This window comes from Actinomadura kijaniata (genome assembly GCF_014138665.1).
GTDB classification, from domain to species: Bacteria; Actinomycetota; Actinomycetes; order Streptosporangiales; family Streptosporangiaceae; genus Spirillospora; species Spirillospora kijaniata.
Genome location: NZ_JACJIA010000001.1, coordinates 1007557 through 1033723, shown reverse-complemented (window position 1 = coordinate 1033723; position 26167 = coordinate 1007557). Strand labels below are relative to the sequence as shown.

Annotated in this window: 21 protein-coding genes; 10 read left to right on the top strand and 11 right to left on the bottom strand. The window is 73.4% G+C overall.

Annotated elements, in window-relative coordinates; translation table 11 throughout:
- Positions 1-2: 2 nt before the first annotated feature.
- Complete coding sequence (locus HNR61_RS04960; protein WP_067813238.1) at positions 3-518, bottom strand: helix-turn-helix transcriptional regulator; 516 nt, start codon at positions 516-518, stop codon at positions 3-5.
- A gap of 221 nt (positions 519-739) precedes the next feature.
- Between HNR61_RS04960 and HNR61_RS04955 the strand changes: the two genes are divergently transcribed.
- The 8 genes from HNR61_RS04955 (at position 740) to HNR61_RS04920 (ending at position 11318) form a co-directional block, all read left to right on the top strand.
- Complete coding sequence (locus tag HNR61_RS04955; protein ID WP_246441953.1) at positions 740-1945, top strand: hypothetical protein; 1206 nt, start codon at positions 740-742, stop codon at positions 1943-1945.
- Positions 1942-4329 carry a serine/threonine-protein kinase gene (locus HNR61_RS04950; protein ID WP_182841829.1) on the top strand — a complete coding sequence of 796 codons (2388 nt, stop codon included), beginning with the start codon at positions 1942-1944 and terminating at the stop codon, positions 4327-4329. Before HNR61_RS04955 ends, HNR61_RS04950 begins: the two co-directional genes overlap by 4 nt.
- Positions 4330-4342: 13 nt before the next feature.
- Entirely contained in the window at positions 4343-5461 is a 1119-nt protein-coding gene (locus tag HNR61_RS04945; RefSeq protein WP_182841828.1) for a PP2C family protein-serine/threonine phosphatase, read from the top strand.
- Positions 5458-6762 carry a vWA domain-containing protein gene (locus HNR61_RS04940; protein WP_182841827.1) on the top strand — a complete coding sequence of 435 codons (1305 nt, stop codon included), beginning with the start codon at positions 5458-5460 and terminating at the stop codon, positions 6760-6762. Before HNR61_RS04945 ends, HNR61_RS04940 begins: the two co-directional genes overlap by 4 nt.
- Positions 6763-6767: 5 nt before the next feature.
- Positions 6768-7538 carry an FHA domain-containing protein gene (locus HNR61_RS04935; protein WP_182841826.1) on the top strand — a complete coding sequence of 257 codons (771 nt, stop codon included), beginning with the start codon at positions 6768-6770 and terminating at the stop codon, positions 7536-7538.
- On the top strand, positions 7535-9019 hold the full coding sequence (locus HNR61_RS04930; protein WP_246441952.1) for a GlnX family signal transduction membrane protein: 1485 nt from the start codon (positions 7535-7537) through the stop codon (positions 9017-9019). Before HNR61_RS04935 ends, HNR61_RS04930 begins: the two co-directional genes overlap by 4 nt.
- Positions 9016-9912 carry a glutamate ABC transporter substrate-binding protein gene (locus tag HNR61_RS04925; RefSeq protein ID WP_182841825.1) on the top strand — a complete coding sequence of 299 codons (897 nt, stop codon included), beginning with the start codon at positions 9016-9018 and terminating at the stop codon, positions 9910-9912. The genes HNR61_RS04930 and HNR61_RS04925 overlap by 4 nt, the downstream gene beginning before the upstream one ends.
- Positions 9913-10133: 221 nt before the next feature.
- A complete protein-coding gene (locus HNR61_RS04920) occupies positions 10134-11318 on the top strand; it encodes a hypothetical protein (protein ID WP_182841824.1) in 1185 nt (394 codons plus the stop codon).
- Here the strand turns inward: HNR61_RS04920 and HNR61_RS04915 are convergent.
- Positions 11279-11923, bottom strand: coding sequence for a hypothetical protein (locus HNR61_RS04915; RefSeq protein ID WP_246441950.1), 645 nt, complete (start codon positions 11921-11923; stop codon positions 11279-11281). The two genes, HNR61_RS04920 and HNR61_RS04915, sit on opposite strands and share 40 nt — an antisense overlap.
- A 552-nt stretch (positions 11924-12475) precedes the next feature.
- On the opposite strand from HNR61_RS04915, the gene HNR61_RS04910 reads away from it, so the two are divergent.
- Both HNR61_RS04910 and HNR61_RS04905 read left to right on the top strand, forming a co-directional pair.
- On the top strand, positions 12476-14074 hold the full coding sequence (locus tag HNR61_RS04910; RefSeq protein WP_182841823.1) for an ArnT family glycosyltransferase: 1599 nt from the start codon (positions 12476-12478) through the stop codon (positions 14072-14074).
- 185 nt (positions 14075-14259) lie between these two features.
- Complete coding sequence (locus HNR61_RS04905; RefSeq protein WP_182841822.1) at positions 14260-14778, top strand: PH domain-containing protein; 519 nt, start codon at positions 14260-14262, stop codon at positions 14776-14778.
- Here the strand turns inward: HNR61_RS04905 and HNR61_RS04900 are convergent.
- From HNR61_RS04900 to HNR61_RS04860, 9 genes are all read right to left on the bottom strand, one after another.
- Complete coding sequence (locus HNR61_RS04900; protein ID WP_182841821.1) at positions 14767-15417, bottom strand: response regulator; 651 nt, start codon at positions 15415-15417, stop codon at positions 14767-14769. The two genes, HNR61_RS04905 and HNR61_RS04900, sit on opposite strands and share 12 nt — an antisense overlap.
- Entirely contained in the window at positions 15414-16568 is a 1155-nt protein-coding gene (locus HNR61_RS04895) for a sensor histidine kinase (RefSeq protein WP_182841820.1), read from the bottom strand. The genes HNR61_RS04900 and HNR61_RS04895 overlap by 4 nt, the downstream gene beginning before the upstream one ends.
- A 5-nt stretch (positions 16569-16573) precedes the next feature.
- A complete protein-coding gene (locus HNR61_RS04890) occupies positions 16574-18763 on the bottom strand; it encodes an MMPL family transporter (protein ID WP_182841819.1) in 2190 nt (729 codons plus the stop codon).
- Positions 18764-18899: 136 nt separating this feature from the next.
- Positions 18900-20312, bottom strand: a complete 1413-nt coding sequence (locus HNR61_RS04885; RefSeq protein ID WP_182841818.1) for an NAD(P)/FAD-dependent oxidoreductase — start codon at positions 20310-20312, stop codon at positions 18900-18902.
- A gap of 117 nt (positions 20313-20429) precedes the next feature.
- Positions 20430-21272, bottom strand: coding sequence for an ABC transporter permease (locus HNR61_RS04880; RefSeq protein WP_182841817.1), 843 nt, complete (start codon positions 21270-21272; stop codon positions 20430-20432).
- Positions 21269-22132, bottom strand: coding sequence for an ABC transporter permease (locus HNR61_RS04875; RefSeq protein ID WP_067828266.1), 864 nt, complete (start codon positions 22130-22132; stop codon positions 21269-21271). The genes HNR61_RS04880 and HNR61_RS04875 overlap by 4 nt, the downstream gene beginning before the upstream one ends.
- Positions 22133-22135: 3 nt before the next feature.
- Complete coding sequence (locus HNR61_RS04870) at positions 22136-23374, bottom strand: ABC transporter substrate-binding protein (protein ID WP_182841816.1); 1239 nt, start codon at positions 23372-23374, stop codon at positions 22136-22138.
- On the bottom strand, positions 23371-24567 hold the full coding sequence (locus HNR61_RS04865) for an ABC transporter ATP-binding protein (protein WP_182841815.1): 1197 nt from the start codon (positions 24565-24567) through the stop codon (positions 23371-23373). Before HNR61_RS04865 ends, HNR61_RS04870 begins: the two co-directional genes overlap by 4 nt.
- Before the next feature lie 153 nt (positions 24568-24720).
- Positions 24721-26163 carry a gamma-aminobutyraldehyde dehydrogenase gene (locus HNR61_RS04860; protein ID WP_182841814.1) on the bottom strand — a complete coding sequence of 481 codons (1443 nt, stop codon included), beginning with the start codon at positions 26161-26163 and terminating at the stop codon, positions 24721-24723.
- Positions 26164-26167 lie beyond the last annotated feature (4 nt).

The window sequence follows — 26167 nt, the reverse complement described above, 5'->3', positions numbered from 1 at the left end:
GGTCAGGCGGCGGTGGCGGTGCGACGCTGGAACGGCAGGTAGCGCTCGGCGCGGCGGGGACGGGCGGGCATCCCGGTGGACTCGACCGCCAGGATGCGGTCGAACCGGAACGCGCGCACGCCGCGCCGCATCCGGCACCAGCCCACCAGGTACCAGTGGTCGCGGTGGACCAGGCAGGTCACCGGCTCCACCTCGCGGATGGTGACGTTGGCGGCGGCGTCGCCGTAGCACAGCCGCACGACGCGGTGCTCGGTGATGGCCGCCGCGATCACCCGCGCGCGGTCGGCGGTGGCGGCGTCCATCGGGTCGGTCAGGGTGGCCAGGGTCATGGCGATCACCGCGTCGTGCGGGTCGCCGTACAGGTCGTCGGCGTGGGCGTCGGTGTCCAGCAGGCCGCGCAGGGCACGGCGCGCCGTGGCCGCCTGCGGTCCGGCGCCCAGGTGCGCCAGGGAGAGCGCCAGGGAGGCGATCTCGGCGGCGGTGAGTGCGGTCTCGTGGTGGGTCGCATCGTTCGCCATAGTTCGATAATACGTTCGAACACTGACATTCTGGAGGGCTCCGCGGCAGGGGTTTCCGAACCCCCCGCATGCCCCTTGTCGTAGGACTTCGCACCCCTTGAGCGGACCCCTCCCGATACGGAACACTGATCTCCCTAAGAGCTCCATCGGGGGAATCGGGGGTCGATCATGGGTCGTCTGCGGGGCCGCCGTTGAACCACTCCGGAGCGGGCCGTCCGCCGATGTCCCGGGACGAGGCGGACCGGACGCTGCATCACCTGCGCGACGAGCGCGAGCGGATCGGGGCGGCGCTGCTGGAACTGGCGGACCACCCCGGTCACCGGCTGCTCGACGGGGCCGCCCTCACCGGGGAGACCGCCCGCCGCCAGGCGGAGGTCCGCTCCCGCACCAGCGCGCTGTGGGAGCTGTTCGACCACTACCAGCGGGCGCTGGACGCGGCCGAGACGCTGCGCGCCCGGCACCCGCGCCCCGGGCCCGCCCAGCTCGCCGAGCTGACCTGGCTGCTGGCCGGGCCGTCGGTGGAGCTGCCCGCCCCGGAGGTGCCGCTGGAGCGGCGCACCCTGCTCGGCCCGCCCGCCGGGGAGAGGCTGACCCTCCAGCAGGTCGTCGCCCGGATGACCCCGCTGTACGAGGAGACCGTGCGGCTCGTCGCCGCCGTGGACGCGGTGTGGTCGCCGCTGCTGACCCGCCTGGACGAGACCCTGCGGGACCGCCACGCTGCCGCCGACCTGGCCGTCTCGCTGGACCTGTCCGACCCCGGCCTGGAACGGCTCGGCCACGAGCTCGACGCGCTCGCCGCGACCGTGCGCACCGACCCGCTGTCGCTCGGCCGCGACGGCCGGGCCGACACCGCGCGGTTCGACCGGATCGGCGCGGACCTGAGCGCGCTGCGCGAACGGATCGCCGAGGTGGCGCGGCTGCGTTCGGGGCTCACCCAGCGGCTCGACGCCCTGCGCGCCACCATCGAGCGCGCCGCGGCCGCCGAGGTGGAGGCGGCGCGCGCCCGCGAGACGGTCCTGGTGAAGATCTACGAACCGGTGCTGCCGCCGCAGCCCGCCGCCGCGGCCGTCCTGGCGGGACGGCTCGACGCCCTGCGCGCGTCGACCGGCCGGGGCGACTGGAGCGACCTGGCCGTCCGCGTCGCCGACCTGGAACGCGCCGCCGCCACCGCCCTGGAGCAGGCGCGCACCGCCGCCGACCTCATCACCGGCCTGCTGGAGCGCCGCGACGAGCTGCGCGGGCGGCTGGACGCCTACCGGGTGAAGGCCGCCCGGCTCGGGCTCGCCGAGGACCCCGGGCTGTCGGACGCCTACCGGCGGATCCGCGAACTCCTCTGGACATCGCCGTGCGACCTGCGCAGGGCGACCACGGCCCTGTCCGGCTACCAGCAGGCCATCGCCGCACGCTCGAAAGGGGCGAACGGATGACGACCCAATGCACCGAGCCGGGCTGCTCCGGAACCGTCCAGGACGGCTACTGCGTCGAATGCGGTATGCCCCCCTCGTCGGCTCCGGCCCCCGGGACCACCTCCGGCGACGGCGCCGTCCCCGGGGGCGGCGGCGCGCCGTCCGCCGCGCCGGACCGCTGCGCCCAGCCCGGCTGCGGCGGCACGATCGCGGACGGCTACTGCCTCACGTGCGGCGAGCCACCCGCCGCCGCGCCCACCGGACCCGGCACCACGGGCACCTCCCCGACCGCCGGTTCGGTCTCGGCGAGCACCGGGATGTCCGGCGGCAGCCTGCGCACCGGCGGCACCCGCGGCAGCTCGGGGCGCTCGGCCCGGCGCGGGATGCTCGGCGCGGGCCTGGTCGAGGTGCCGCGCGTGCCCTACCGCGACCCGTCCGCGGCGGTGATGCGCGACCCGCGGGTCCCCGAGAAGCGCCGCCGCTGCTCCAACTGCGAGGAGCCCGTCGGCCGCACCCGCGAGGGCAAGCCCGGCCGGACCGAGGGCTTCTGCCCCAAGTGCGGCACCGCGTTCTCCTACACGCCCAAGCTGGGACCCGGCGACCTGGTCGCCGGGCAGTACGAGGTGCTGGGCTGCCTGGCGCACGGCGGCCTCGGCTGGATCTACCTGGCCAAGGACCGCAACGTCTCCGACCGCTGGGTGGTGCTCAAGGGCCTGCTCAACACCACCGACCCCGACGCGATCGAGGCCGCCGCCGCCGAGCGCGCCTTCCTCGCCGAGGTCGAGCACCCCAACATCGTCAAGATCTACAACTTCGTGCAGCACGGCTCCGACGGCTACATCGTCATGGAGTACGTCGGCGGCGAGTCGCTGAAGGACATCCTGCTGCGGCACCGCGAGGAGAACGGCGGCGGGTCGCTGCCGCTGGCGCAGGCCATCGCCTACGCGCTGGAGGTGCTCCAGGCGTTCGCCTACCTGCACGCCCGCGGCCTGGTCTACTGCGACTTCAAGCCCGACAACGTCATCCAGTCCGAGGAGCAGCTGCGGCTGATCGACCTGGGCGGCGTGCGGCGGATCGGCGACGACGAGGGCGCGATCTACGGCACCAAGGGCTACCAGGCCCCCGAGATCGCCGACCACGGCCCCTCGGTCGGCTCCGACCTCTACACGGTCGGGCGGGCCCTGGCGGTGATGAGCTTCGAGTTCAAGGGCTACCAGACCACCTACGAGTACGATCTGCCGCCGCGCGAGGACGTGCCGGTGCTGGCGCGGTTCGAGTCGTTCGACCGGTTCCTGCGCCGCGCGACCCACCGGGACCCCGACGAGCGGTTCCAGGACGCCGTCGAGATGGCCGAGCAGCTCACCGGGGTGCTGCGCGAGGTGCTGGCCGCCGAGGACGGCCACCCGCGCCCCGCCCAGTCGACGCTGTTCGGCCCGGAGCGTTTCGCGCCCGGCGCGGCCGTGTCCACCGACGCCGCCGCCACCGGCGAGGCGCTGCCGCCGGTCCCGCCGCGCGTCGCCGCCGCGTCCCTGCCGGTCCCGCTGGTGGACGCCGCCGACCCCGCCGCCCAGCTCGTGGCCGGGCTGACGGCGCTGGAGACGGCCCAGCAGGCCGCCGCCCTCGCGTCCGTCCCCGAGCAGACCCCCGAGGTGCTGCTGGCCACCGCGCGCGTCCGGGCCGAGAGCGGCGAGTTCCCGGCGGCGCACGCCCTGCTGGACCAGGTCGAGGCCGGGCTGCCCGGCGACTGGCGGATCGCGTGGCACCGCGCGGTCGCGCTGCTGGCCGAGGGCCGCCTGGCCGAGGCCGGGCCCCGGTTCGACCAGATCTACGCGCTGCTGCCCGGCGAGGCCGCGCCCAGGCTCGCCCTCGCCCACTGCCGCGAGGCGCACGCGCCCGCCGACGCCGCCCGCCTCTACGAGACGGTGTGGCGCACCGACGACACCTACATCAACGCCGCGTTCGGCCTGGCCCGCGTCCATCTGGCGCGCGGCGACCGGGCGGCGGCGGTCGCGGTGCTGGACTCGGTGCCCCGCCTGTCGATCCGGTACGTCCCCGCGCAGGTCGCGGCGATCACCACGACCGTGCGCGGCCGCCCGCCCGCCGAGCTGACCGCCGCCGAGCTGACCGGCGTCGGCGACCGGCTGGGCCGCCTGGACCTGGAGGGGCGGCGGCGCGACCGGCTCGCCGCCGAGGTGCTGGAGGCCGCCCTGGAGTGGACGCGCCGGCCCGCCGGGCAGAGCCCCGGACAGGGCGGGAAGGTCCTCGGCGTCCCGCTGGACGAGCCGTCGCTGCGCCGCGAACTGGAGAAGACCTACCGGGCCCTGGCCCGCCACTCGCAGGACCGACGGGAGCGACGCGAACTGATCGACGCCGCCAACGCGGTCCGGCCCCGGACGTTGCTGTAACGGAGGACCGAGCGTGGAGAAGACGGCCGAACTGGCCTGCCCCCAGTGCGGGGAGGTGGTCTACGCCGGAGAGGGCTACTGCGAGGCGTGCGGACAGAGGCTGGGCGGCGCGACCCCGCCGGAGCCCGCGCGCACCTGCACCGGGTGCGGCGCGACCAGCATCGACGCCGAGGGCTACTGCGAGCGGTGCGGGCTGCGCCAGCCCGCCGCCCGCGACCACCTGGAGCTGGAGCTGCCCGGCGTGAACGGGCACCCGCTGGCGGTCGGCGCCAGCGACCGCGGCAAGCGCTACAGCCGCAACGAGGACGCCCTCGCGCTGTCGGCGCACCCGACCGGCGTCGCGGCCGTGGTCTGCGACGGCGTCGGGTCGTCGCCGCGCCCGCACGAGGCGTCCCGGGCCGCCGCCGACACCGCCGCGGCGGAACTGGCGTCCCGGCTGGCGGCGGGCGAGGACGCCGAGTCGGCGACGCGGGCGGCGATCCACCGGGCCGCCGAGGCCGTCACCGCGCTGGCGGCCTCCGAGCACGAGGCCCCGTCCTGCACCTACGTGTCGGCGGTGACCACGCCGAAGTCGGTCACCGTCGGCTGGATCGGCGACAGCCGCGTCTACTGGCTGCCGTCGCCCGACCCCGACGCCGACCCCGACGCCACCCGCGTCGACCTCCCCGCGGCCGACCCGGTGGAGGTCGACACCGCCGACCTGAACGCCACCGCCCCCGACACCGCCGACCTCACCGCGCTCACCGCGCCCGCCCAGCTCACCGAGGACGACTCCTGGGCGGCCTACATGGTCGCCCAGGGCGCGCTCACCGAGCAGGAGGCCGAGGCGCACCCCAACGCGCACGTCATCACCGGCTGGCTCGGCGCGGACGCGGGCCGCATCCGGCCGAACGTGCGCACCTACTCCTTCGGCGGGCCCGGCACGGTCCTGGTGTGCAGCGACGGCCTGTGGAACTACCTGCCGCGCGCCGACGCCCTGGCCGCGACCACCGACGACGCCGTCGGCGACCCCGCCCGCGACCCCCTCGGCACCGCCCGCGCGCTGGTCCGCCACGCGCTGGACGCGGGCGGCCGCGACAACATCACCGTGGCCGTCATCCCGGTCACCCTCACCGGCACGGAGCAGCCATGAGCGAGCAGCCGCAGTTCAGCATCGCGATCGACCAGAACAGGTACCTGCCCGAGGGCGGGCGCGAGGTGCACGCGATCGTCTCCGTCGAGTCCACCGGCGGCCCGGTCGCCGCCGCCCCCGCCCGCGCCGCCGAAGTGATCATCATCGACACCTCGGGATCGATGTCCTACCCCGACACCAAGCTGCGCGCGGCCGTCGCCGCCGCGCAGACCGCGGTCGACACCCTGCGCGACGGGGTGATGTTCGCGGTGGTGTCGGGCGCCAACACCGCCTCCATGATCTACCCGCGCGAGCAGCGGCTCGTCCCGGCCGACGACCGCACCCGGCAGGAGGCCAATGCCGCGCTGCGGGCCCTGCGGGCGCACGGCGGCACCGCGATCGGCTCGTGGCTGCGGCTGGCCGACCAGCTGTTCGACCCCTACCAGGACGGCATCCGGCACGCGATCCTGCTGACCGACGGCAAGAACCAGCACGAGACCCCGCAGGAGCTGGACGCCGCGCTGTTCCGCTGCACCGGCCGGTTCGTGTGCGACTGCCGGGGCGTCGGCACCGACTGGGAGGTCGCCGAGCTGCGCAAGGTGTCCAGCGCGCTGCTGGGCAGCGTCGACATCGTCGCCGACCCCGCCGACCTGGTCGCCGACTTCCAGGCGATGACCGAGGCCGCGATGGGCAAGGCCGTCGCCGACGTGGCGCTGCGGGTGCGGACGCCGCAGACCGCCAAGGTCCGGTTCGTCAAGCAGGTGCTGCCGAGCGTGGAGGACCTCACCGGCCGCCGCTCCGAGGCCGCGCCGCAGGCGGGCGACTACCCGCTGGGCGCGTGGGGCACCGAGAGCCGCGACTACCACCTGTGCGTGGAGGTCGAGCCGGGCGAGGTCGGCAAGGAGCGGCGCGCCGCCTGGGTGCAGCTCGTGGTGCCCGGCGCGAACGGCCAGCCGGAACAGGTCCTGGCCACCGGCAACATCCTGGCGCACTGGACCGACGACGAGGCCGCCTCCACCAAGATCAACAAGCGGGTGGCGCACTACACCGGGCAGGCCGAGCTGGCCGAGGTCATCCAGCAGGGCTTGGAGGCCCGCCGGCAGGGGGACGAGGCCACCGCCACCGCCCGGCTGGGCCGCGCCGTGCAGCTGGCCGACGAGGCGGGCAACGACGCCATCACCTCCGCGCTGCGCAAGGTCGTGGACATCGAGGACGCCGCCACCGGCACCATCCGGCTGAAGAAGAACGTCGACAAGGCCGACGAGATGTCCCTGGACACCTCCTCCACCAAGACCGTGCGCACCCGCAGAGACGAGGGGTGACGCCGTTGAGCACGGTCGACTGTCCCGCCGGGCACCGGTCCGCCACCCCCGACTACTGCGACGTCTGCGGCGAGCTCATCGAGGGCACGGCCGCGCCGCCGGGCGGCGCGGCGGCCGGAACCTCCGCCTCCTCCTCCGGCACGCCCTGCCCGGACTGCGGCACCCCGAAGACCGACCGGTTCTGCGAGGCGTGCGGCTACGACTTCGCCCTCATGCGCGGCGGCCCGTCCTCCCCGTCCCCCTCCACGCGGGACCCGGTCCAGCTCCCCGACGCCGACCCGCCGACCATCGCCGACCCCTCCTCTCCCCCCGTCCGCGTCACGCCCTCCTTCCCGGCGGCCCCGGCCGGTGGTACGGCTCCGGACACCGGATGGTTCGCGGTGGTGAACGCCGACCGCGACTACTTCGAACGCGTCCTCGCCGAGCTCGGCCCCGACACGGGGCTGACGTTCCCGCCCTACTGCCCCGAACGCCGCATCCCGCTCACCGGTTCGCAGATCCGCATCGGGCGGCGCAGCTCGTCCAAGAGCGTCGTCCCCGAGATCGACCTGCGCGAGCCGCCGGAGGACCCGGGCGTCAGCCACGTCCACGCCGTGCTGCTGGCCCGCCCCGGCGACCACTGGTCGCTGGTCGACCCCGGCTCCCGCAACCGCACCTGCCTCAACGGCGCCACCGAGCCCATCGCGCTCAACGTGGAGGTCCCCGTCGGTGACGGCGACCGCATCCACGTCGGCGCCTGGACCACCATCACCCTCACGAGAGGCGAGCCGACATGACCGCCGTCTCCCCGTCGCCCGGCCCCCCCGCCCAGGCGCCCGCCACGCCCGCGCCCGCCGCCGTCCCGGCCGCCGCGCCGGCCGCCCCGCGCCGCCGGCGGCGGCTGACGCCGTCCACGACCGCGGGACGCGTCCGCGCGCTCACCACCGCCGTCGTCGTCGCGCTCGGGGTGTCCCTCGGGGTGCTGTGGGCGGCGGTCGACGACGCCCGGGACGGCGTGCGGGTCATCGGGCACGACGCCGGCCCGCAGGTCGTGGCGACCGGCGACCTGTACTTCGCGCTCACCGACATGGACGCCCAGCTCGCCAACGCGCTGCTGGTCGGCCGCAGCACCGGCCTGGGCCTGACCCGCGAGCAGGCGCTGTCGCGGTACGACCAGAACCGCCGGGCGGCGGGCGAGGCGCTGCTGGCGGCGGGCAAGCTCGCCGACGAGACCAGCGAGCAGCGGACCGCCCGCGACCTGCTGGACGCGCTGGGCCGCTACGACAACCTCGCCGGTCGCGCCCTGCAACTGGACGGGCAGTCCTCGCACGCGCCCGGCCCGCCGTCGCAGGAGGTCATCGCGCTCTACCGGAACGCCACCGACCTGATGAAGCTGGACCTGCTGCCCAAGGCCTACAACCTGACCCTCGACAACGGCACCCTGGTCCGCCACACCTACGAGGACGAGCGGCGCGCGGTCGTCTCCGGCACCGTCTGGGTCGTGGTCACCGGAGTGCTGCTGCTGGCGCTGCTGGTCGGGTTGCAGCTGTTCCTGATGGTGCGGTTCCGGCGGCTGCTGAACCCGGCGCTGGCGGCGGCCACGGTCGTCGCGCTGCTGCTGACCGCGTCGGCGGCGGTGATGCTGGGCGGCCAGGCCGGGCACCTGAAGAAGGCCAAGCAGGACGGGTTCGACTCGATCCTGGCGCTGTCGCGGGCCCGCGCGATCGGCAACAGCGCCAACGCCGACCAGACCCGCTACCTGCTGGACCCCGGCCGCGCCGACACCTACGAGCAGGTGTTCCTCAGCAAGTCCCAGTCGGTGCTGTACCTGCCGGCCCGGAGCCTGAGCGAGTACGCCGGGAAGGTGCAGACGGGCGTAAGCGACCTGCGCTCGCCGCAGATGCTCGGGTTCCTCGGCAGCGAGGCCAAGCGGGTCGCGGCCGACGACACCATGCCCGACCTGGACCGGACGCTGCCGCAGGTGCTCGGGCACTGGCAGCGGTACCAGCGCGACGACCAGCGCATCCGGCAGCTCGTCAACGGCGGGCGGCGCGGCGAGGCGATCGGCGAGCGGCTCGGCGGCTCGGCCCGGGACTTCGCCGCCTACGACGCCTCCCTGGTCCAGCTCAGCGGCATCCACCGCAGGGCGTTCGACCAGGCCGTGGCCGACGGCGACAAGGGCACCCGCGGCTGGGAGTTCGTGGTGCCCGCCGCCGGGCTGCTGATCCTGGTGCTGGTGCTGGTCGGCGTCCGTCCCCGGCTGGCGGAATACCGGTGACCGCCGCTCGGGGCGCGCGGGCGTTCCGTGCCCTGGCCGCCGCCGTGGCGCTCGCGTCCGGCGCCGGCGCCTGCGGGGTGGCCGCCGCCGAGTCGGTCACCACCCGGCCGTCCCTGGTCGTCGGCGTCTACCCGGACCAGCCCGGACTGGGGATGCGCACGCCCGGCGGCGGCTACGAGGGCTTCGACGTCGACATCGCCCGGGAGGTCGCGCGGCGGCTGGGCGTGCCCGCCGGGCGGCTGACGTTCCGGCCGGTCACCTCCGCCGACCGCGAGGCCCTGCTGGAGCGGGGCGCCGTGGACATGGTGGTGGCCAGCTACTCCATCACCCCCGAACGCAAGACCCGCGTCACGTTCGCCGGCCCCTACTACATCGCCCACCAGGACATCCTGGTGCCCGCGTCCGAACGCGTGCGCGGCCCGCGCGACCTGAAGGGGAAGCGGCTGTGCGAGGTGGAGGGCTCGGTGTCCTACCGGCGCGTCCGCGAGGAGAAGGGCGTCCCCGTCGTGCCCGGCCGCGCCCGGGGGTACGCCCAGTGCCTGGCGATGCTGAGCGGCGGGCGGCTCGACGCGGTCTCCACCGACGACCTGATCCTGGCGGGCCTGGCGGCGCAGGCGGCCCGGACCGGCGGGCCGAAGCTGAGGATCGCGGGCACGCCGTTCAGCGACGAGCCCTACGGCATCGGGCTGCGCCGCGACGACGTCGACGGCTGCGAGGCGGTCAACAAGGCCATCACCGCCATGTACCAGGACGGCACCGCCGAACGCCTGCTCGGCCGCTGGTTCGGCCCGGTCGGGCTGCACTACACCCGGACCGTGCCGCAGTTCGAGGGCTGCGACGAGCCGGCGCCCCCGGTATCCGACGCAGGGGGTGTCCCCTTCCCCGGTCAGTGAGATCTGTCGGTTACGTAAGTCATGGTCGCCGCGCGTGATCGTAAGTTATGGTCGCGATCACAACACGTTTCGGAAATGCCGACCGGCCGGCGAGGAGTGTCCATGCCCTACCCGTTGCCACGCCCCCGGCGCGGCGGCCCCCGGCTCCGTGACGCCCGACCTTCCCTCCTCACTCACCAGCTCCCGACCGTGTCGCTCCCCGAGCCCGGCCAGACGGCGCCATGACCACCGCCATCCTCGTGGTGATGTGCGTCATGGTCGGGGCGCTCGAACTGTACGCGAGCAAGCAGAGCCGGGACCAGCAGCGCGCGTTCGTCCGGCGCATCGACGAGCTGAACGAGCAGGTCACCAAGCAGAACAGCGTGCTGGTGACGGTCGGCGAGCAGCTCACCGCCGAGCTGTCGAAGGTCAAGCGCGAGGTGCTGCCCGCCCTGGACTCGCGGCTGCGGCACAACACCGACCGCGTCGAGGAGCTGGCGACCGTCGTGCACCACGCCGACGAGTTCGTCCGCGCCCAGGCCGGGCGGCTGCACGAGCTGGAGCAGCAGCGCGTCACGCTGGCCGCGCTGCGCCGCAAGCTCGGCGAGGTCGAGACCTCGGTCCGCACCGTCACCGCCACCGGCGCCGCCACCATGGAGGGCAAGGTCGACACCGCCCTGGACCGCCTCACCGACCTGGAACGCAGCGGCGCGGAGATCCTGGAGCTCCAGCGCACCCTCACCCGCACGCTGGAGGACGTCGAGGACGTCGTCGCCGAGCTGCTCCAGTTCACCGAGGGCAGCCTCGACGACGCCGTCACCACCGCGCTGACCGGCCACCGCGGCAACGGCGGCGCGGCCGTCACCGCGACCGGGCGGCTGTGGACGCGCGACGCGCCGCTGGAGGACATCCTCACCGAGGTGTACGAGCGGTCGGTGCTGGCCGGCCGGCTGGAGATCCGGTTCCGGACCGTGGAGGGCCCCGACGGGACGGCCCCCGGCTCCCCCGAACGCCGCCGCTACTTCCTCGGCGGCCAGCACTCCGACGACCTGGCGGGCGCGTTCACCGCCGTGCTCATCTCGACCGGCGCGGACCTGCCCCGCAACGGCGGGCCCGGCGGCCTGTCCCGCGAGCCGGGCGGCGCGCTCCCCCAGCGGGTCAGCCCGGTCCGGCCGCCCGAGGACGAGGTGGCGTTGAAGGCGCTGCTGCGCACCCTGTACGAGAGCGGCGGCGCGGTCGCCCAGATCGGGCCGCTGATGGCCGTGCGCACCCGCGACGAGCTGCTGTGCGCGATCCTCACCCCGGCCCAGTCGCTGGAGCTGGAGAGCGACGAGGTGTTCTGGGACCCCTCAGCCGCCGCCGAGCGCCTGCGCCGCCTGCCGTCCCATCAGCTGTGGGACCTGACCGTCTGGGGCGCCAACCCGTAGGCCCGCACGGTCCGCTCGTGCGGGGCCCCGATCCGCACCAGCACCGGGCACCACACGGCCCCGCCCGCCGGATCGACCTCGGCGCACAGCCCCACCCCGGCGGCGCGGTCGAGGAACACCACGTTCTGCACCGCCCGCGCCGCGCGCACCGCGTACGGCACCGACTTGGGGTCGCCGTTCTCGAACAGCTCCTCGAACGTCAGCCGCCGCGCGAACCGCACCAGCCCCTCGGCGTCCACCACGCGGCTGCCGACGGCCTCCGACGGCCCGGCGATGACGATGCCGAAGCTGGGGTCCTCGCGGCCCCGGACGTAGATCTCCCGGTCGGGCTCCAGGCCCTCGCGCCGGGCGGGCAGGTGCAGGCCGAAGCCGGACCCGCCGTTCACGAACGCCGGCGGCCCGACCGTCACGCCCGCCACCGGCGACGCGCCCTCGGGGGGCCGCCACCCCGGCAGGTAGACGCCGAGCCCGCGCAGCAGCAGCCGCCACACCGGCCGCCCGGTGACGTCGGACACGAACTCCCCGCGCGCGCCCCGCGGCCCGCCGTTCCCCGCCCCGGGCCCTCCGTCGCCCGCCCGGGGGTGGGGCACCTTCGTGCCGTCCATGCCGCCATCCTCCGTCGCCGATCACCCCCCGCACAAGACCAACGGAAACAACACGCTCCCCTGACACGGCGCGAGCTCCGACGACGGTTCCGAGGCCCGCGGCTACGGCCGCTCCTCCAGCCCGGTCGCGACCGACGCGTACCAGATGCTCGACCTCGTGGAGGACAACGTCTCGGTCGTGCGGACCCCGCCCCGGCGAGGTCTTCGCGCGGATGGGCGGGGAGGAGGAGTTCCACGTCTCCTCCTTCCAGGAGCCGGGCCGCGCCGAGGCCGAGATCGAGCCCGACGTCCGCGAACCCGATGACGGGGTCGGGGTGTCGGGAGGCCGCTGCCGGGGCCTTGGTCCCAGGACCGGCGCGTGGTCGGGTGTCACCGGAATACCACGAAACGGCCACGAACTGATCATCCGCCCTTTACGATCTTGACTTCCGTGCTAGGGGGCACCGGATTACGGGGGTTCGGGGTGGAAGTGATCGTTCAGGGGGATGTCGGCAGAAGGGTTCGCCCACGAGGAGACCGGCATTGCCGGTGGCCCGCGCGGGTGAGCCGGATATGACCGGCATGGTGACCGCGCCGCCCCGGCGCCCGGTGGTCGCGGGGCCGAAGATGCCCGCGCGCCTTCGCGGCCGCGCGTTCCCGGCCGCGCTCGTCGCGGTGTCGCTGTGGGCCGCGGTCCAGAACCTGGCCAATCTCGCCGTGCCGAGGCACCTGGTCGACGAGCTGGTCTATGTCACGGCCGGCTGGCGCTACCTGCACGGCCAGCAGCTTCCGCTCGGCCCCGCCGCCGAGTTCACGGTCGACAACTTCGAGCATCCGCCGCTGGTCAAGTACCTGTTCGGGATCGCCCAGGTGATCGCCGGGCACCCGAGCCTGACCGCCGCCCGGCTGGTCGCCGCCGCGTGCACGCTCGCGACCGGTGTCGTGCTCGGCTGCTGGATCGGCCGCGTCGCCGGAAGGTGGACCGGCCTGCTCGCCGGGGCGCTGATCACCCTCGTCCCCACCCACATCCCCGGTGTGGAGTACCGCTTCGGCCGGTACGCGATGCTCGACCCGGTCGCGGAGCTGTTCGCGGTCGGCGCGGTGGCCGCCGGGTGGTTCTGGTTCCAGCGCCGTGGACGTGCCGGCTGGCGCTGGGCCGCCTCCGCCGGCGTGCTCGCCGGGCTGGCCGCCGGGGCCAAGGCGAACGGCTTCCTCGGCCTGGTCGGCCCGGTGCTGCTCGGCCTCGTGCTCGTCCTGCGTGAGCGGCGCGAGCTGATCGACCGGCTGGCGCAGACCGTCGCCGCGGGCGCCCTGTCCGCGCTGACGTTCGTCGCGCTGTACCTGCCGCTCGGCAACCCGCTGCCGCGCATCCGGTTCCTGCTGGAGTACCAGCTGAAGCACGTGGAGGACGGCCACCTGATCGGCTTTGCCGGACGGGTCACCGCCCACCCGCCCTGGTGGGCGAACCTGTGGTTCGCCGGGCACGGCCTCGGATCGGTGGTGGTCGGCGTACTCGTCATCGGATGGGTGGCCGCCCTGGTCCTGCGCCGGGACCGGCTGGTCGGCTGGTGCGCCGCCGCGCTGGTCGCGCCGGTGCTGTTCCACTGCTTTCTCGCGAGAGTGGTCCTGGGCTTCTACTGGGCGATGTGGCTGCCGGCGGCGATCGCGGCGGCCGCGCTCGGCCTCGCCGCCCTGGCCCGGCGGAGCCGCGCCGCCCCCCGCGGGGTCCGGTCGGGTGCCGCGGCCCTGCTCATCGGCGCGCTCACCTGGACCGCAGGGCTGGCCGCAGCCGACACCTGGCGCACGTTGCACGCACGGCCGGTCGGCACCGCCCACCTCCCGAAGGTGATGGCGCTCCACCACCTGCGCGGAGAGGTCCTGGCCGGCGGCCTCTACAACTGGGAGTTCACCGGCGTACCGCTGCCCGGCGCCGTCCTCTACCAGGTTCCCGCCGACCTGAGCCGGGTGGACACCGTCGTGATCGGCCGGCCGCGCTGCCGCACCCCCGTCGCCGCCGACGTGCGCGCCTTCCTCACGGCCAACCGGGGCGCGCTGCGGCCGGTCTACCGCGATCACCTGATCGTCGTCCACGCGGTCCGGGCGCGCCTGCGCGCACCCACGGCCGCCGAGATCGCGGCACAGCCCCCGTGGAACCTGGCCGCCCACTGCTGACCGGGCCGGAGGACGGCAGGCGTGCGCCGCGCGCCTGCCGTCACCGCGGCGAACACGGTGGGCCGGCGCTCGATGGGGGGCGGGCCGTCGTCGGGGTGTTGCCCACAACCCTCCGCGCGGGCACTGCCCCGGGCCGTCCGGGTCGGCTACCGTTGACACCAACAGATCATGACGAGGACATCGCGATGAACGTGCAGGACATGGTCGTCTTCCGCGACGCGGGATCACGGACCGTTGACCGGTATCTCATGTCCCACGAGGGACGCGTCATCGCGGTGCGGCGGCACCCGGCCGTGCTGCTGACCCCGGTCGCGGTCGTGGTGGTCGGGCTGGTCGCGTGCGCGCTGCTGAGCGCGGCGGTCGGGACGGCCTGGGTGTGGTGGCTGTGGGTGGTGACGCTCGGCTACCTGATGTGGAAGGTCCTCGCCTGGTCGATCGAGTTCTTCCTGGTGACCGAGCACCGGGTGATGGTCATCAGGGGCGTGCTGAACCGCACGGTCGCGATGATGCCGCTGGCGAAGGTCACCGACATCAAGCTGGAGCGTTCGCTGACGGGCCGTCTGCTGGGCTACGGCGAGTTCGTGATGGAGTCGGCGGGCCAGAAGCAGGCGCTGCGGAACGTGAAGTTCATGCCGTACCCGGAGCAGCTGTACCTGGAGGTCTCCTCGGTCATCTTCGGCGCCGAGGACGCGTCACCGGACTGATCCCCGGCGGGGCAGCAGGCCGCGTTCCATCGCGACGACCACGGCGCGCGTGCGGTCGCTGACGTCCAGCTTGGCGAACACGCGCAGCAGGTGCGTCTTGACGGTCGCCTCCCCGATGAACAGCCGGTCGCCGATCTCGGCGTTGGACAGGCCGTCGGCGACGGCGGTCAGCACGTCCACCTCGCGCGGGGTGAGCGTCACCGGCGCGGGGCGGCGCATCCGGGCGACCAGCCTCTCGGCGACCCGCGGCGCGAGAACGGTCTCGCCCCGCGCCGCGGCGCGGATGGCGTCGACCAGCTGCGCGCGGGTGGCGTCCTTGAGCAGGTACCCGACGGCCCCCGCCTCGACGGCGCGCTCGATCTCCTCGTCGGTGTCGTAGGTCGTCAGGATCAGCACCCGGGTCGGCGCGGGCCCGGCGACGATCCGGGCGGTGGCGGAGACCCCGTCCAGCTCGGGCATCCGCAGGTCCAGCAGGACGACGTCGGGCTCCAGGCGCTCGACGAGCTCGGCGCCCTCCCGGCCGTCGCCCGCCTCGCCCACGATCTCGATGCCGCGTTCGGCGGCCAGCAGCGCGGCCACCCCCGCGCGCATCACGACGTGGTCGTCCACCAGGACGACGCGGATCGTCCGTTCGTTCACCTGACCTCCGGGTCGTCGCTGAGGGGAAGCACGGCGAGCACGCGGGTGCCGTCGCCGACGGAACTGGTGACGGTCAGCTCGCCGCCGAGCTCGGCCATCCGGCGGCGCATCCCGTCCAGGCCGAAGCCCCGCGCCCGCGCGACCACGAAGCCCTTCCCGTCGTCGGTGATCTCCAGCTCGATGCCGTGCGGGTGCCGTTCCAGCACGACGCCGACCGTGGTGGCGTCCGCGTGCTTGCGGACGTTGGCCAGCGACTCCTGCGTGCAGCGCAGCAGCGCGATCCGGGTCGGCCGGTCGCACTCGACGTCGGGCAGCTCGGCGGTGACGGTGATGCCGGTGTCCTCGGCGAACCGGTCCAGCGTGCGGCGCAGCGCCCGCGCCACCGAGCCGGACGCGACGCCCTCCTGCGGCGCGGAGCCGACCAGTACGCGGGCCTCGGCGAGGTTCTCGCGGGCGGTGTTCTCGATGGACGTGAGCTGCCGGGCGCTCTGGGCGGGATCGCCGTCGAGGTTGGTGCGGGCGGCCTCGGCCAGCACGACGATGGACGCCAGCCCCTGGGCGAGGGTGTCGTGGATCTCCCGGGCGAGGCGTTCGCGCTCCTCGGTCGCGCCCTGCCGCCGGTGCGCCTCGGCCAGCTGGTCCCGGGTCTCGGCCAGTTCGGTGTTCAGGCGGCGGGTGCGCTCCTCGTTGTCCCGGACGAACCGGTGCACCCCCAGCCCCAGCAGCGCCGACACGATGTAGGCGATGACCGTGACGGCGGCACCGGCGCCCACCTGGCCGTGCCCGACGAGGCCGCCGACGACGACGGCCGCCGCCCCGGCCCCGCTGGCGGCCAGGGCCTCGCGCGGCCGCCGGGCGAGGAACCAGAACTGCGGGGCCGCCGCCACGAACAGCGGGGCCCCGCCCGACATCAGCGACAGCGCGCCGAGGCCGAGGACCAGGACGCACAGGTAGACGCGCGGGCCCAGCGGCCGTGGGAGGCGCCCCACGGCCGCGTAGGCCAGGCCGAGCACGATCGACAGGGTCAGCGACCAGTACTTGGCGGGTCCGGGCTCGTCGAGCACGGCGATCACCGGGGGCCACAGGCCGCACAGCACCCAGGCGAGGGTGTACCAGCGGCGGAGCCGACCGGTTCCGGACCGTTCATCCATGTCGATCAGCCTACGGTCGCGTCGGTCCGGGCCGGTACGACGACGCCGTCCCGCCGGACGCCGCGCGACGGCCACCAGGTGCGCTCGCCCAGCAGCAGCAACAGCGAGGGCAGGATCAGCGAGCGGACGACGAACGCGTCCAGCAGCACCGCCACCGCCAGGCTGAACCCGATCTGCTTGATCTCGATGATGTGCAGCCCGACGAAGCTGGCGAACACCGTCACCATCACGAACGCGGCGCTGGTGACCACGCCCGCCGAGGCGCGCAGGCCGTCCAGCACGGCCGTGCGGGTCGGGACGCCGCTTCGCACGGCCTCGCGGACCCGGCTGAGCACGAACACCTGGTAGTCCATCGACAGCCCGAACAGGATCACGAACAGGAACAGCGGCACCCGGGCCCCGATCGAGCCGGTGGAGGTGAAGCCGAGGGCCCCCTCCGCCCAGTCGTTCTGGAAGACCGCCACCAGCACGCCCAGCGACGCCGCCGCCGACAGCAGGTTCAGCGCCAGGCCGACCGCGCCCAGCACGACCGAACGGAACGCCCACGCCGTCACCGCGAAGGTCACCAGCAGCAGCGCCCCGATGACCAGCGGAAGCCGCTGTTTCTGGTGCGCGGGATAGTCGACGTAGCGGGCGACCTCCCCCGACACCGCCGTCTCGACGCCGGACAGGCGGCCGGTGGTGGCCGGGATCAGCTCGGCGCGCAGCCGGGCGAGGGAGTCCTGCGCGGCCCTGTCGCTCACGTAGTGCGGGACCGGCAGGTGCAGCATCGCGATGCGTCCGTCGGGCGAGGTGCGCAGCACCGGCGTGCCCGCGAAGATCCTTTCGTCGGCGGCGCGGCGCTGGAGGTCACGCAGCGCGCCGGTCAGCTCGGCGGAGCGGCCCGTCCCTTCCGCGCGCACCAGCACCTGGTGGTTGGCCTTCAGCTCGGGGAACACCTGGTTCATCCGGTCGTAGGTCCGCATGGCGGGGATGGAACGGGAGTGGGTCTCCTGGCCCATGTCGGTGAGGTTCAGGCCGAGCAGCGGCAGGGACAGCGCGAGCATCGCCAGCGTCGACACGGCCAGGGTCACGCCGGGACGCCGGACGGTGGGGCGCAGCATCGCCTCGGTGAAGCGGCCCGCGCGGGCCTTCGGCCGTCGCGTCCCGCTCCTGGCGGCGCGGCGGGCGGCCCGGCGTTCGGCGCGCGCCCCGAGGACGGCCAGCAGGGCGGGCAGAACGGTCAGCGAGCTCAGCACGGCGGCCAGCGTCACCACGATCGCGGCCGTGGCGATCGAGGAGAAGATGACGTCGTCGGCCAGGTACAGGGTGGCGCTGGAGACGGCGACGGCGATGCCCGACAGGACGACGGCGCGTCCCGAGGTGGCGGCGGCCAGCTCCACCAGGGCGCGGGAGTCCAGCCGTCCGCCGGAACGGGCCCGTTCCTCGCGTTCCCGCTTGAGGTAGAACAGGGTGTAGTCGACGCCGACCGCCATGCCGATCATCAGGATGATGTTCGCGCCGACCCCCGCGTCCGGGAACACGTGCGAGGCCAGCGCCGACAGCCCGACCGCGGCGGCGATCGAGGACAGCGCCAGCAGCAGCGGCACCGTCGCCATCGCCGCCGAGCGGAACACCAGCAGCAGCGTCAGCAGCGTGATCGGGATCGCGATGATCTCGGTGCGGGCCAGGTCGTCCGAGCGCAGCTTGGCGACGCCGCTGCTGACCGACGGGCTGCCGGTCTCCTCCATCAGCACGCCCGGGTGCGCGCGCTGCGCCTCGACCGTCTGCGCCCGCAGCGGCGCGACGTGCTTGGCGGCGTCGAGTTCCGGACCGCGCATCGTGACGTCCACGCGGACGGCCGTGCCGTCGGCCGAACGGACCGGCGCGGCCACCGAGCTCACCTCGGGCAGCCGCCGCATCCGCTCGGAGACGTCCCGGGCGGCGGCGTCGGCGGCGGCGGGGTCCAGGGCCGTCGCGCCCGGCCGGGCGGTGATCAGCACCCGGTCCACCGGCCGCCGGGCCAGCCCGCCCTCGGCGGCGATGGCCTCGGCGCGTCCGGCCTCGCCGATCCGGTAGTCCTCGGTGGCGGCGGGGTTGGAGCCGATCCCCAGGCCCGCGCCCAGGCACAGCGCGACGAACAGGAACCACCCGGCGATCGCCCGCCAGGGATGCCCGGCGCTCCACCGGGCCATGCGTACGGTCAGGTCTCTCATGGCCCCCACGCTCGCGTGCGGGCCGTCCCGCGCGGCAGCCCCGACCGGTGGAATCCGTTGTCCACCGATCGGTGGACAAGGGGGAGAAAACGCAGGTGAGGCGCGGTCCCGGCGGGGACCGCGCCTCACCCTCCGGTCAGGAGTCGAAGCCGAGACCGAAGCGGTCGAGGGTCTTCAGCCACAGTCCGCGGCGGCCGCCGTTGCGGTCGGCGCGGGCGATCTCGCGGCGGGTCAGCTCGATCGCCGCGTACCGCAGGGGCTCCGGCGGGAACGGGACCGGCTTGGTGCGGACCATCCTCAGCCGGGTGCGCTCGGTCTCCTCGCCCTTGGCCAGGCCCACGCCGAGCCGGTCGAGCATGACGTCGGCGCCGAACCGGGTCGCGCCCACGCCGAGGCCCGTGTAGCCGACCGCGTAGGCCAGGCGGTCGTCGTAGGCGGTGCCGAAGAACGCGCAGAAGCGGCTGCACGTGTCGATGACGCCGCCCCAGGTGTGGGTGAACTGGACGCCCTCCAGTTGCGGGAACGTCGTGAAGAAGTGCTTGGACAGCGTCGCGAACGTCTCCGGGCGGCGTTCCAGGTCCGAACGCAGGTCGTTGCCGAAGTGGTAGATGGCGTCGTATCCGCCCCACAGGATCCGGTCGTCGGACGTCAGCCGGTAGTAGTGGAACTGGTTGGCGCTGTCGCCGAGCCCCTGCCGGTTCCGCCAGCCGATCGCCTCGCGCTGCCCGGGGGTCAGCGGCTCGGTCACCATCGCGTAGTCGTAGACCGGCACCAGGAAGTGCCTGAGCCGCTTCAGCAGGGGCGGGAAGACCCCGGTGCCCAGCGCGACCTTCCGGGCGGTGACGGACCCGTAGGCGCCGCCGAGGCGGAGATCGCCGTTGGTCTCGCGGCGCAGCGACGTCACGCGCGTGTTCTCGTGGACGCGCACGCCCAGCGAACGGCACGCGTCCGCCAGGCCCCAGGCGAGCTTGGCGGGGTTCACCATGGCGACGCCCTCGCGGTCCCACAGCGCCCCCACGTAGGTGGGCGAGTTCACCTCGGCGCGGACCTCGTCGGTCCCGAGCAGCGACGGACGCCACCCCAGTTCGGCCGCCCGGTCGGCGACCTCCTGGAGGTCCTTCATCTGCCATTCCTCGGTGGCGACGTTCATCTCGCCGGTGAGCTCCCACTCGGCGTCGACGCCGTAGCGTTCGAGGGTCTCGCCGATGGCGACCAGGTTCTCGCGGCCGAGGCGTTCCAGGACGGGCATCTCGTCGGGCCAGCGGTCCAGGCCGTTGCCGATGCCGTGGGTGAGGCTGGCGGCGCAGAAGCCGCCGTTGCGGCCCGAGGCCGCCCCGCCGACCCGGTCGGCCTCCAGGACGACCACGTCGAGCGAGGGGTCGCGTTCCTTGGCCCGCAGCGCGGTCCACAGTCCCGTGTAACCGCCGCCGACGACGGCCAGGTCGCAGGTGACCCGCCCGGCCAGGGCGGCTCCCGGATCGGGCCGGGACGGGTCGGTGAGCCAGTAAGAGGACGGTTCAGCGTGGGTGAGCGCCTTTAGAGCGTTCACACTTTCAGCTCCCTTGGCGGTCCGCGCCGGACCGTTCGCCCGGCGCGGACCAGGATTCTTTTCCGTTGGTTCCTTATGAAGTTGTGGGTCGGGAGGCCTTGGGGGGTGTCGCGGGCGTCAGGTGTTGCGGGCCCGGCGGCGGGACGCCGCGATGTTGACCACCGCCAGCAGGACGCCCACCGCGAAGATGAGCGTGCCCATGACGTTGACCTGGGGCGGGGTGCCGGTGCGGGTGGAGGACCAGACCCACAGCGGGAACGTCTGCGTCGCGCCGCTGGTGAAGTTGGTGATGATGAAGTCGTCCACCGACAGGGCGAACGCCAGCATCGCGCCCGACACCACACCCGGCATGATCATCGGCAGGGTGACCAGCCGGAACGTGGTCAGGGGCCCGGCCCCCAGGTCCTTGGCGGCCTCCTCGATGCGGGGGTCGAGGCCGACGGCGCGGGCCCGCACGGTGATGGCCACGAACGACACCGAGAACATCACGTGCGCGGCGAGGATCGTCAGGTAGCCGCGCGGCGTCTCCAGCGCCACGAACATCGACAGCAGCGACGCGCCCATGACCAGCTCGGGGCAGGAGATCGCGGCGAACATCACCAGGTTCGCCACGCCCTGGCCGCGGAACCGGTAGCGGCCCAGCGCCAGCCCCACCAGCGTGCCCAGCACCGTGGCGAACACGGTGGTGAGCAGCGCGATGGTCAGCGAGTTGACCAGCGCGGTGGTGAGGTCCTTCTTCTCGAACAGGCGGGCGTACCACTTGAGGGTGAAGCCCTCCCACTGGAAGTTCTGCTTGGAGGAGGTGTCGTTGAAGCCGAACAGGATCATCACGGCGACCGGCAGGACCAGCCAGGCGACCAGCAGGATCGTGTAGAGCTGGAGGCCGCGGCCGCGCAGCGGGTTGCGGCGGCGGGGCCGGGGCGGGGCGGCCGGGGCGGGGGAGGTGACGGTGGTGGTCATCGTGCTGCCGCCTCCAGGACGTCCTTGGTGCCGAGCGCCCGGGCGTAGGCGAAGATCCCGGCGAGCAGCAGCGCCATCAGGGCGAACGACAGGGCCGAGGCCGTGTGGTAGTTGCTCTGGGTGAAGTACTCGGACTGGATCACGTTGCCGATCATGGTGTTGCCGGGGCCGCCGAGCACCGAGGCGTTGACGTAGTCGGAGGTGACCGGCACGAACGTCATGATCACTCCGGCGAACACGCCGGGCAGCGACAGCGGCAGCACCACCCGCCGGAACGCCTCGAAGCGCCCGGCGTACAGGTCGTAGGCGGCCTCGATGACGCGGTAGTCGATCCGTTCCAGCGCCACGTAGATCGGCAGGATCATGAACGGCAGGAAGTTGTAGGTCAGCCCCGACACCACGGCGAAGCCGCTGTCGAGGACGTGGAAGCCGTCGGGCAGCAGCCCCCACGACTTCAGCGGGCCGAGCACCGGGCCGTTGTCGGTGAGCACCAGCTTCCAGGAGATGGTGCGCAGCACGAACGACACGAAGAACGGCAGCAGCAGCAGGAACAGCCAGGTGGACTTGTGCCGTCCGCCCTTGAACGCGATCCAGTACGCCGCCGGGTAGGCCAGCGCGATGCACGCCGCGGTGGCCAGCAGGCCGTACCACAGCGACCGGACGATCTTGTCGCCGTAGGTGCCGATGGCGTCGGTGTAGTTCTGCCAGTGCCAGGTCTGGGTGAACCCGTCGATCAGGTTGCCGGTCATCAGCGACACCGACGCCATGAAGATCAGCGGGATGGCGAAGAACGCCGTCAGCCACAGCCCGCCCGGCAGGATGAGCAGGTAGGGCGTGAGCCGCCCCTTGAGTCCGGTCATCGGTCAGCTCCCCTGCGCGATCGGGGTGAAGATCTTCTGGTACTGCGGCTCCTCCTGCTGGGTGAGCACCCGGTAGGTCCGCAGTCGCGACAGGTCGGCCTGGGTGGGGTACACCAGGGGGCTGCCGGCGAGCCGTTCCAGGTCGGCCCGGTCCTCCCCGGTCGCCTTGGCCGCGTCCTCCCGGACGAACCGCTGCGTCTCGGGGACGGGCGTGATGTAGTTGATGAACTCGGTGAGGGTGGCGTTGTTGCGCGGCTCGTACAGCCAGTTCATCAGCGTCAGCGCGTCGGCCGGGTTGGCGGCGGGCTCGGGGATCATCATCAGGTCCGACCAGATGGTGCCGCCCTCGCGCGGGACGACGAACCTCACGTCGTCGTTGGCCAGCGAGTACACGTCGCCGGACCAGGCCATGGTGAGCCACACGTCGCCCTTGGCGACGGCGTCGATGTAGTTCTGCTCGTAGTACTTGCGGACGATCTTCTGGTCGCGCTGCTCGCGGAGCTTGCGGGCGGCGTTCTCCCAGTCCCTGGGCGTGGACTTCTCCGGGTCGACGCCGATGGCGAACATCCCGAAGTTGCCGAGCTCCTGGGAGTCGCCCATCATCCCGACCTTGCCCCGGTACCTGGGGTCGAAGAGCTGGGCGATACTGTTGATCTCGTCCTTGACGTACTTGGTGTTGTAGGCGATGCCGGTGACGCCCGACACGTACGGGACGGTGAACGCGTTGCCGGGGTCGTAGGAGGGGTTCTTGAACTTCGGCGACGCGTACCTGGCGAAGTTCGGCAGCCGTCGGTGGTCGAGGGGGGCCAGGTAGCCCAGCTCGATCATCTTGGTGCTCTGGATGCCGTTGGTGACCACCATCAGGTCGAAGTCGATCGACTGCCCGGCGGCCAGCGGGGCCTGCACCTTGCCGAACCAGTCGGCGGCCTCCTGGATGACCTCCTTGTACTCGATCTTGATGCCGGTCTGCTTGGTGAACGCCTTGATGGTGGCGCGGTCGTCCTCCATGTAGCCGGGCCAGTTGGCCCACTTCAGGGAGCCCTTGCCGGTCCGGCCCTTCCAGAACGCGTCGATCTGCGCCTGGGTGATCCTGCCGCGGCCGCCCTGCCCGGGGATCGAGCAGGCCGACAGGGCGAGCGCGGCGGCCGACGCGCCGAACAGCTTCAGGGCGCTCCGCCGGGAGGTCATGCCGCGGGCGAACGCGGGGTCGTCCCGAAGGTCACGCCGGTTCAGCTCACTCATACCGCCGCCTTCGACGCGTCGCCTCTGACACCGCCGGCGCCGCCGCCGATGGCGTAGGAGTGGCGCGGCTCCCAGGCCAGCCAGACGCGGTCGCCGCGCTCGGCGACGTCGTCGGAGTTGTTGGCGTTCTGCATGAACACCGTCACCTCCGTGCCGTCGGCGGTGGTGACCAGGTAGTTGGTGGAGGTGCCCAGGTAGACGACCTCGGCGACGGTGGCGGGGACGGCCGAGCCGCCGCCGGCGGGCCGCTCGCCCACGATCTCGATCTTCTCGGGGCGGACGGTGACCTCCAGGGCGTCCCCGGCCCCGGCCGCCAGGTCCTCGCGCAGCGGGACCACGATGCGCCCCTCGTCGCCGTGGGACAGCACCGCGTCCCCGCCCGACAGCTCGGTGACGGTGCCCGACAGCAGGTTGGAGGTGCCGATGAACCCGGCGACGAACTTGGTGGCGGGCCGCTCGTAGATCTCGCGCGGCGGGCCGAGCTGCTCGACCAGGCCGTCGTTCATGACGGCGATGCGGTCCGACATCGTCAGCGCCTCGCCCTGGTCGTGGGTGACGTAGACGAACGTGATGCCGACCTCGCGCTGGATGCGCTTCAGTTCGACCTGCATCGCCTGGCGCAGCTTGAGGTCCAGCGCGCCGAGGGGCTCGTCCAGCAGCAGGGCGCGGGGCCGGTTGACCAGGGCCCGCGCCAGCGCGACGCGCTGCTGCTGGCCGCCCGACATCTCGCTGGGGCGGCGCTTCTCCCGGCCCGTGAGGTCGACGATCTCCAGGATGTCGCCGACGCGCTGCTTGATCTCGTTCTTGGCGACGCCCCTGCGGCGCAGCCCGAACGCGACGTTCTCGAACACGCTCATGTGCGGGAACAGGGCGTAGGACTGGAACACCATGTTCACGTCGCGCTTGTTGGCGGGAACGCCGGTGACGCTCTGCCCGTGCAGGTACACCTCGCCCGCCGTGGGCTCCTCGAACCCGGCGATCATCCGCATGGTGGTGGTCTTGCCGCAACCGGACGGGCCGAGCAGGGAGAAGAACTCCCCCTGGCCGATGCGCAGGTCCACGCCGCGCACGGCGGCGACGGTCTCGCCGTGCGAGACGTAGGACTTGCGGACTCCGGCGAGTTCGATCGCGGGTACCGCCGTGTCGGCACGGCCCGGGTCGTCACGCACCGGGGCGGGGCTGGTGTCGGTCATGCTGGGTTCCTTACACAGGGTCGCGGGGTCGGTCAGCTGCGGGAGGCACGACGGTGACCTGCGAATAAGCAGGTTATGTGGGAAAAGACGGTCAGCGGGCCGGGCGGCGTGGCGGAGGGGGCCGCCCGGCCCACTGGACCCGGGGGGGCGGGGTCAGGCCCCGATGTAGTGCATGACGTGCTTGATACGGGTGTAGTCCTCCACGCCGTACATCGACATGTCCTTGCCGTAGCCGGAGTGCTTGAAGCCACCGTGCGGCATCTCCGACACGAACGGGATGTGGGTGTTGACCCACACGGCGCCGAAGTCCAGGGCCTTGGTCATCCGCATGGCGCGGCCGTGGTCGCGGGTCCACACGCTGGCCGACAGCCCGTACTTGACGTCGTTGGCCCAGGCGGTCGCCTGCTGCTCGTCGCTGAAGCGCTGCACGGTGATGACCGGGCCGAAGATCTCGTTCTGCACCATCTCGTCGTCCTGGCGCATGCCGGAGACGACGGTCGGGGCGAAGAAGTAGCCGCGGTCGCCGACGCGCCGCCCGCCGGCCACGACCTCGGCGTGGTCCGGGACGCGGTCCAGGAAGCCCTGGACGCGTTCGAGCTGTCCGGCGCTGTTGACCGGCCCGTAGTCGGCGTCCTCCTCGGTGGGCGGGCCGACCTTGGTGCCGCGCGCGGCCTCGGCGAGGGCGGCGGTGAAGTCGTCGGCGAGGCGGTCGGCGACCAGCACGCGGGTGGCGGCGGTGCAGTCCTGGCCGGCGTTGAAGTAGCCCGCCCCGGCGATGCCGGCGGCGGCGCTCTCGATGTCGGCGTCGTCGAACACCACGACCGGGGCCTTGCCGCCCAGCTCCAGGTGGACGCGCTTGAGGTCGTCGGCGGCGGCCCGCGCGACCTCCATGCCCGCCCGTACCGAACCGGTGATCGACACCATCTGCGGGGTCGGGTGGGTCACCAGGGCGCGGCCGGTGTCGCGGTCGCCGCACACGACGTTGAACACGCCGGGCGGGAAGAACTCGGCGGCGATCTCCGCCAGCAGCAGGGTGCTGGCCGGGGTCGTCTCCGACGGCTTGAGCACGACGGTGTTGCCCGCCGCCAGCGCCGGGCCGAACTTCCACACCGCCATCATCATGGGGTAGTTCCACGGCGTGACCTGCGCGCAGACGCCGATCGGCTCCCGCCGGACCGAGGAGGTGTGGTCGGCCATGTACTCGCCGGTGGCCTTGCCCTCCAGGATGCGGCTCGCCCCGGCGAAGAAGCGCAGGTTGTCGACCATGGGAGGGATCTCCTCCTCCGTGGTCAGCTGCACCGGCTTGCCGGTGTCGCGGACCTCCGCCGCGACGAGGTCGGCGGCGCGGGCCTCGACCGCGTCGGCGAACTTCAGCATCGCCAGGCTGCGGTCCTTGGGCGTGAGGTCCCGCCAGGCGGGGAACGCCTCGGCCGCCGCCCGGAACGCCGCGTCGACGTCGGCCTCGGCCGAGAGCGGCGCCTCGGCGTAGACCTCGCCGGTGCTGGGGTCCACCACCTCCAGGGTGCGCCCGTCCTTGGTGTCGGTGTACTCGCCGCCGATAAAGTTGCGCAGCCTGGTCCTGCCGTCGCTGGTCACGTCG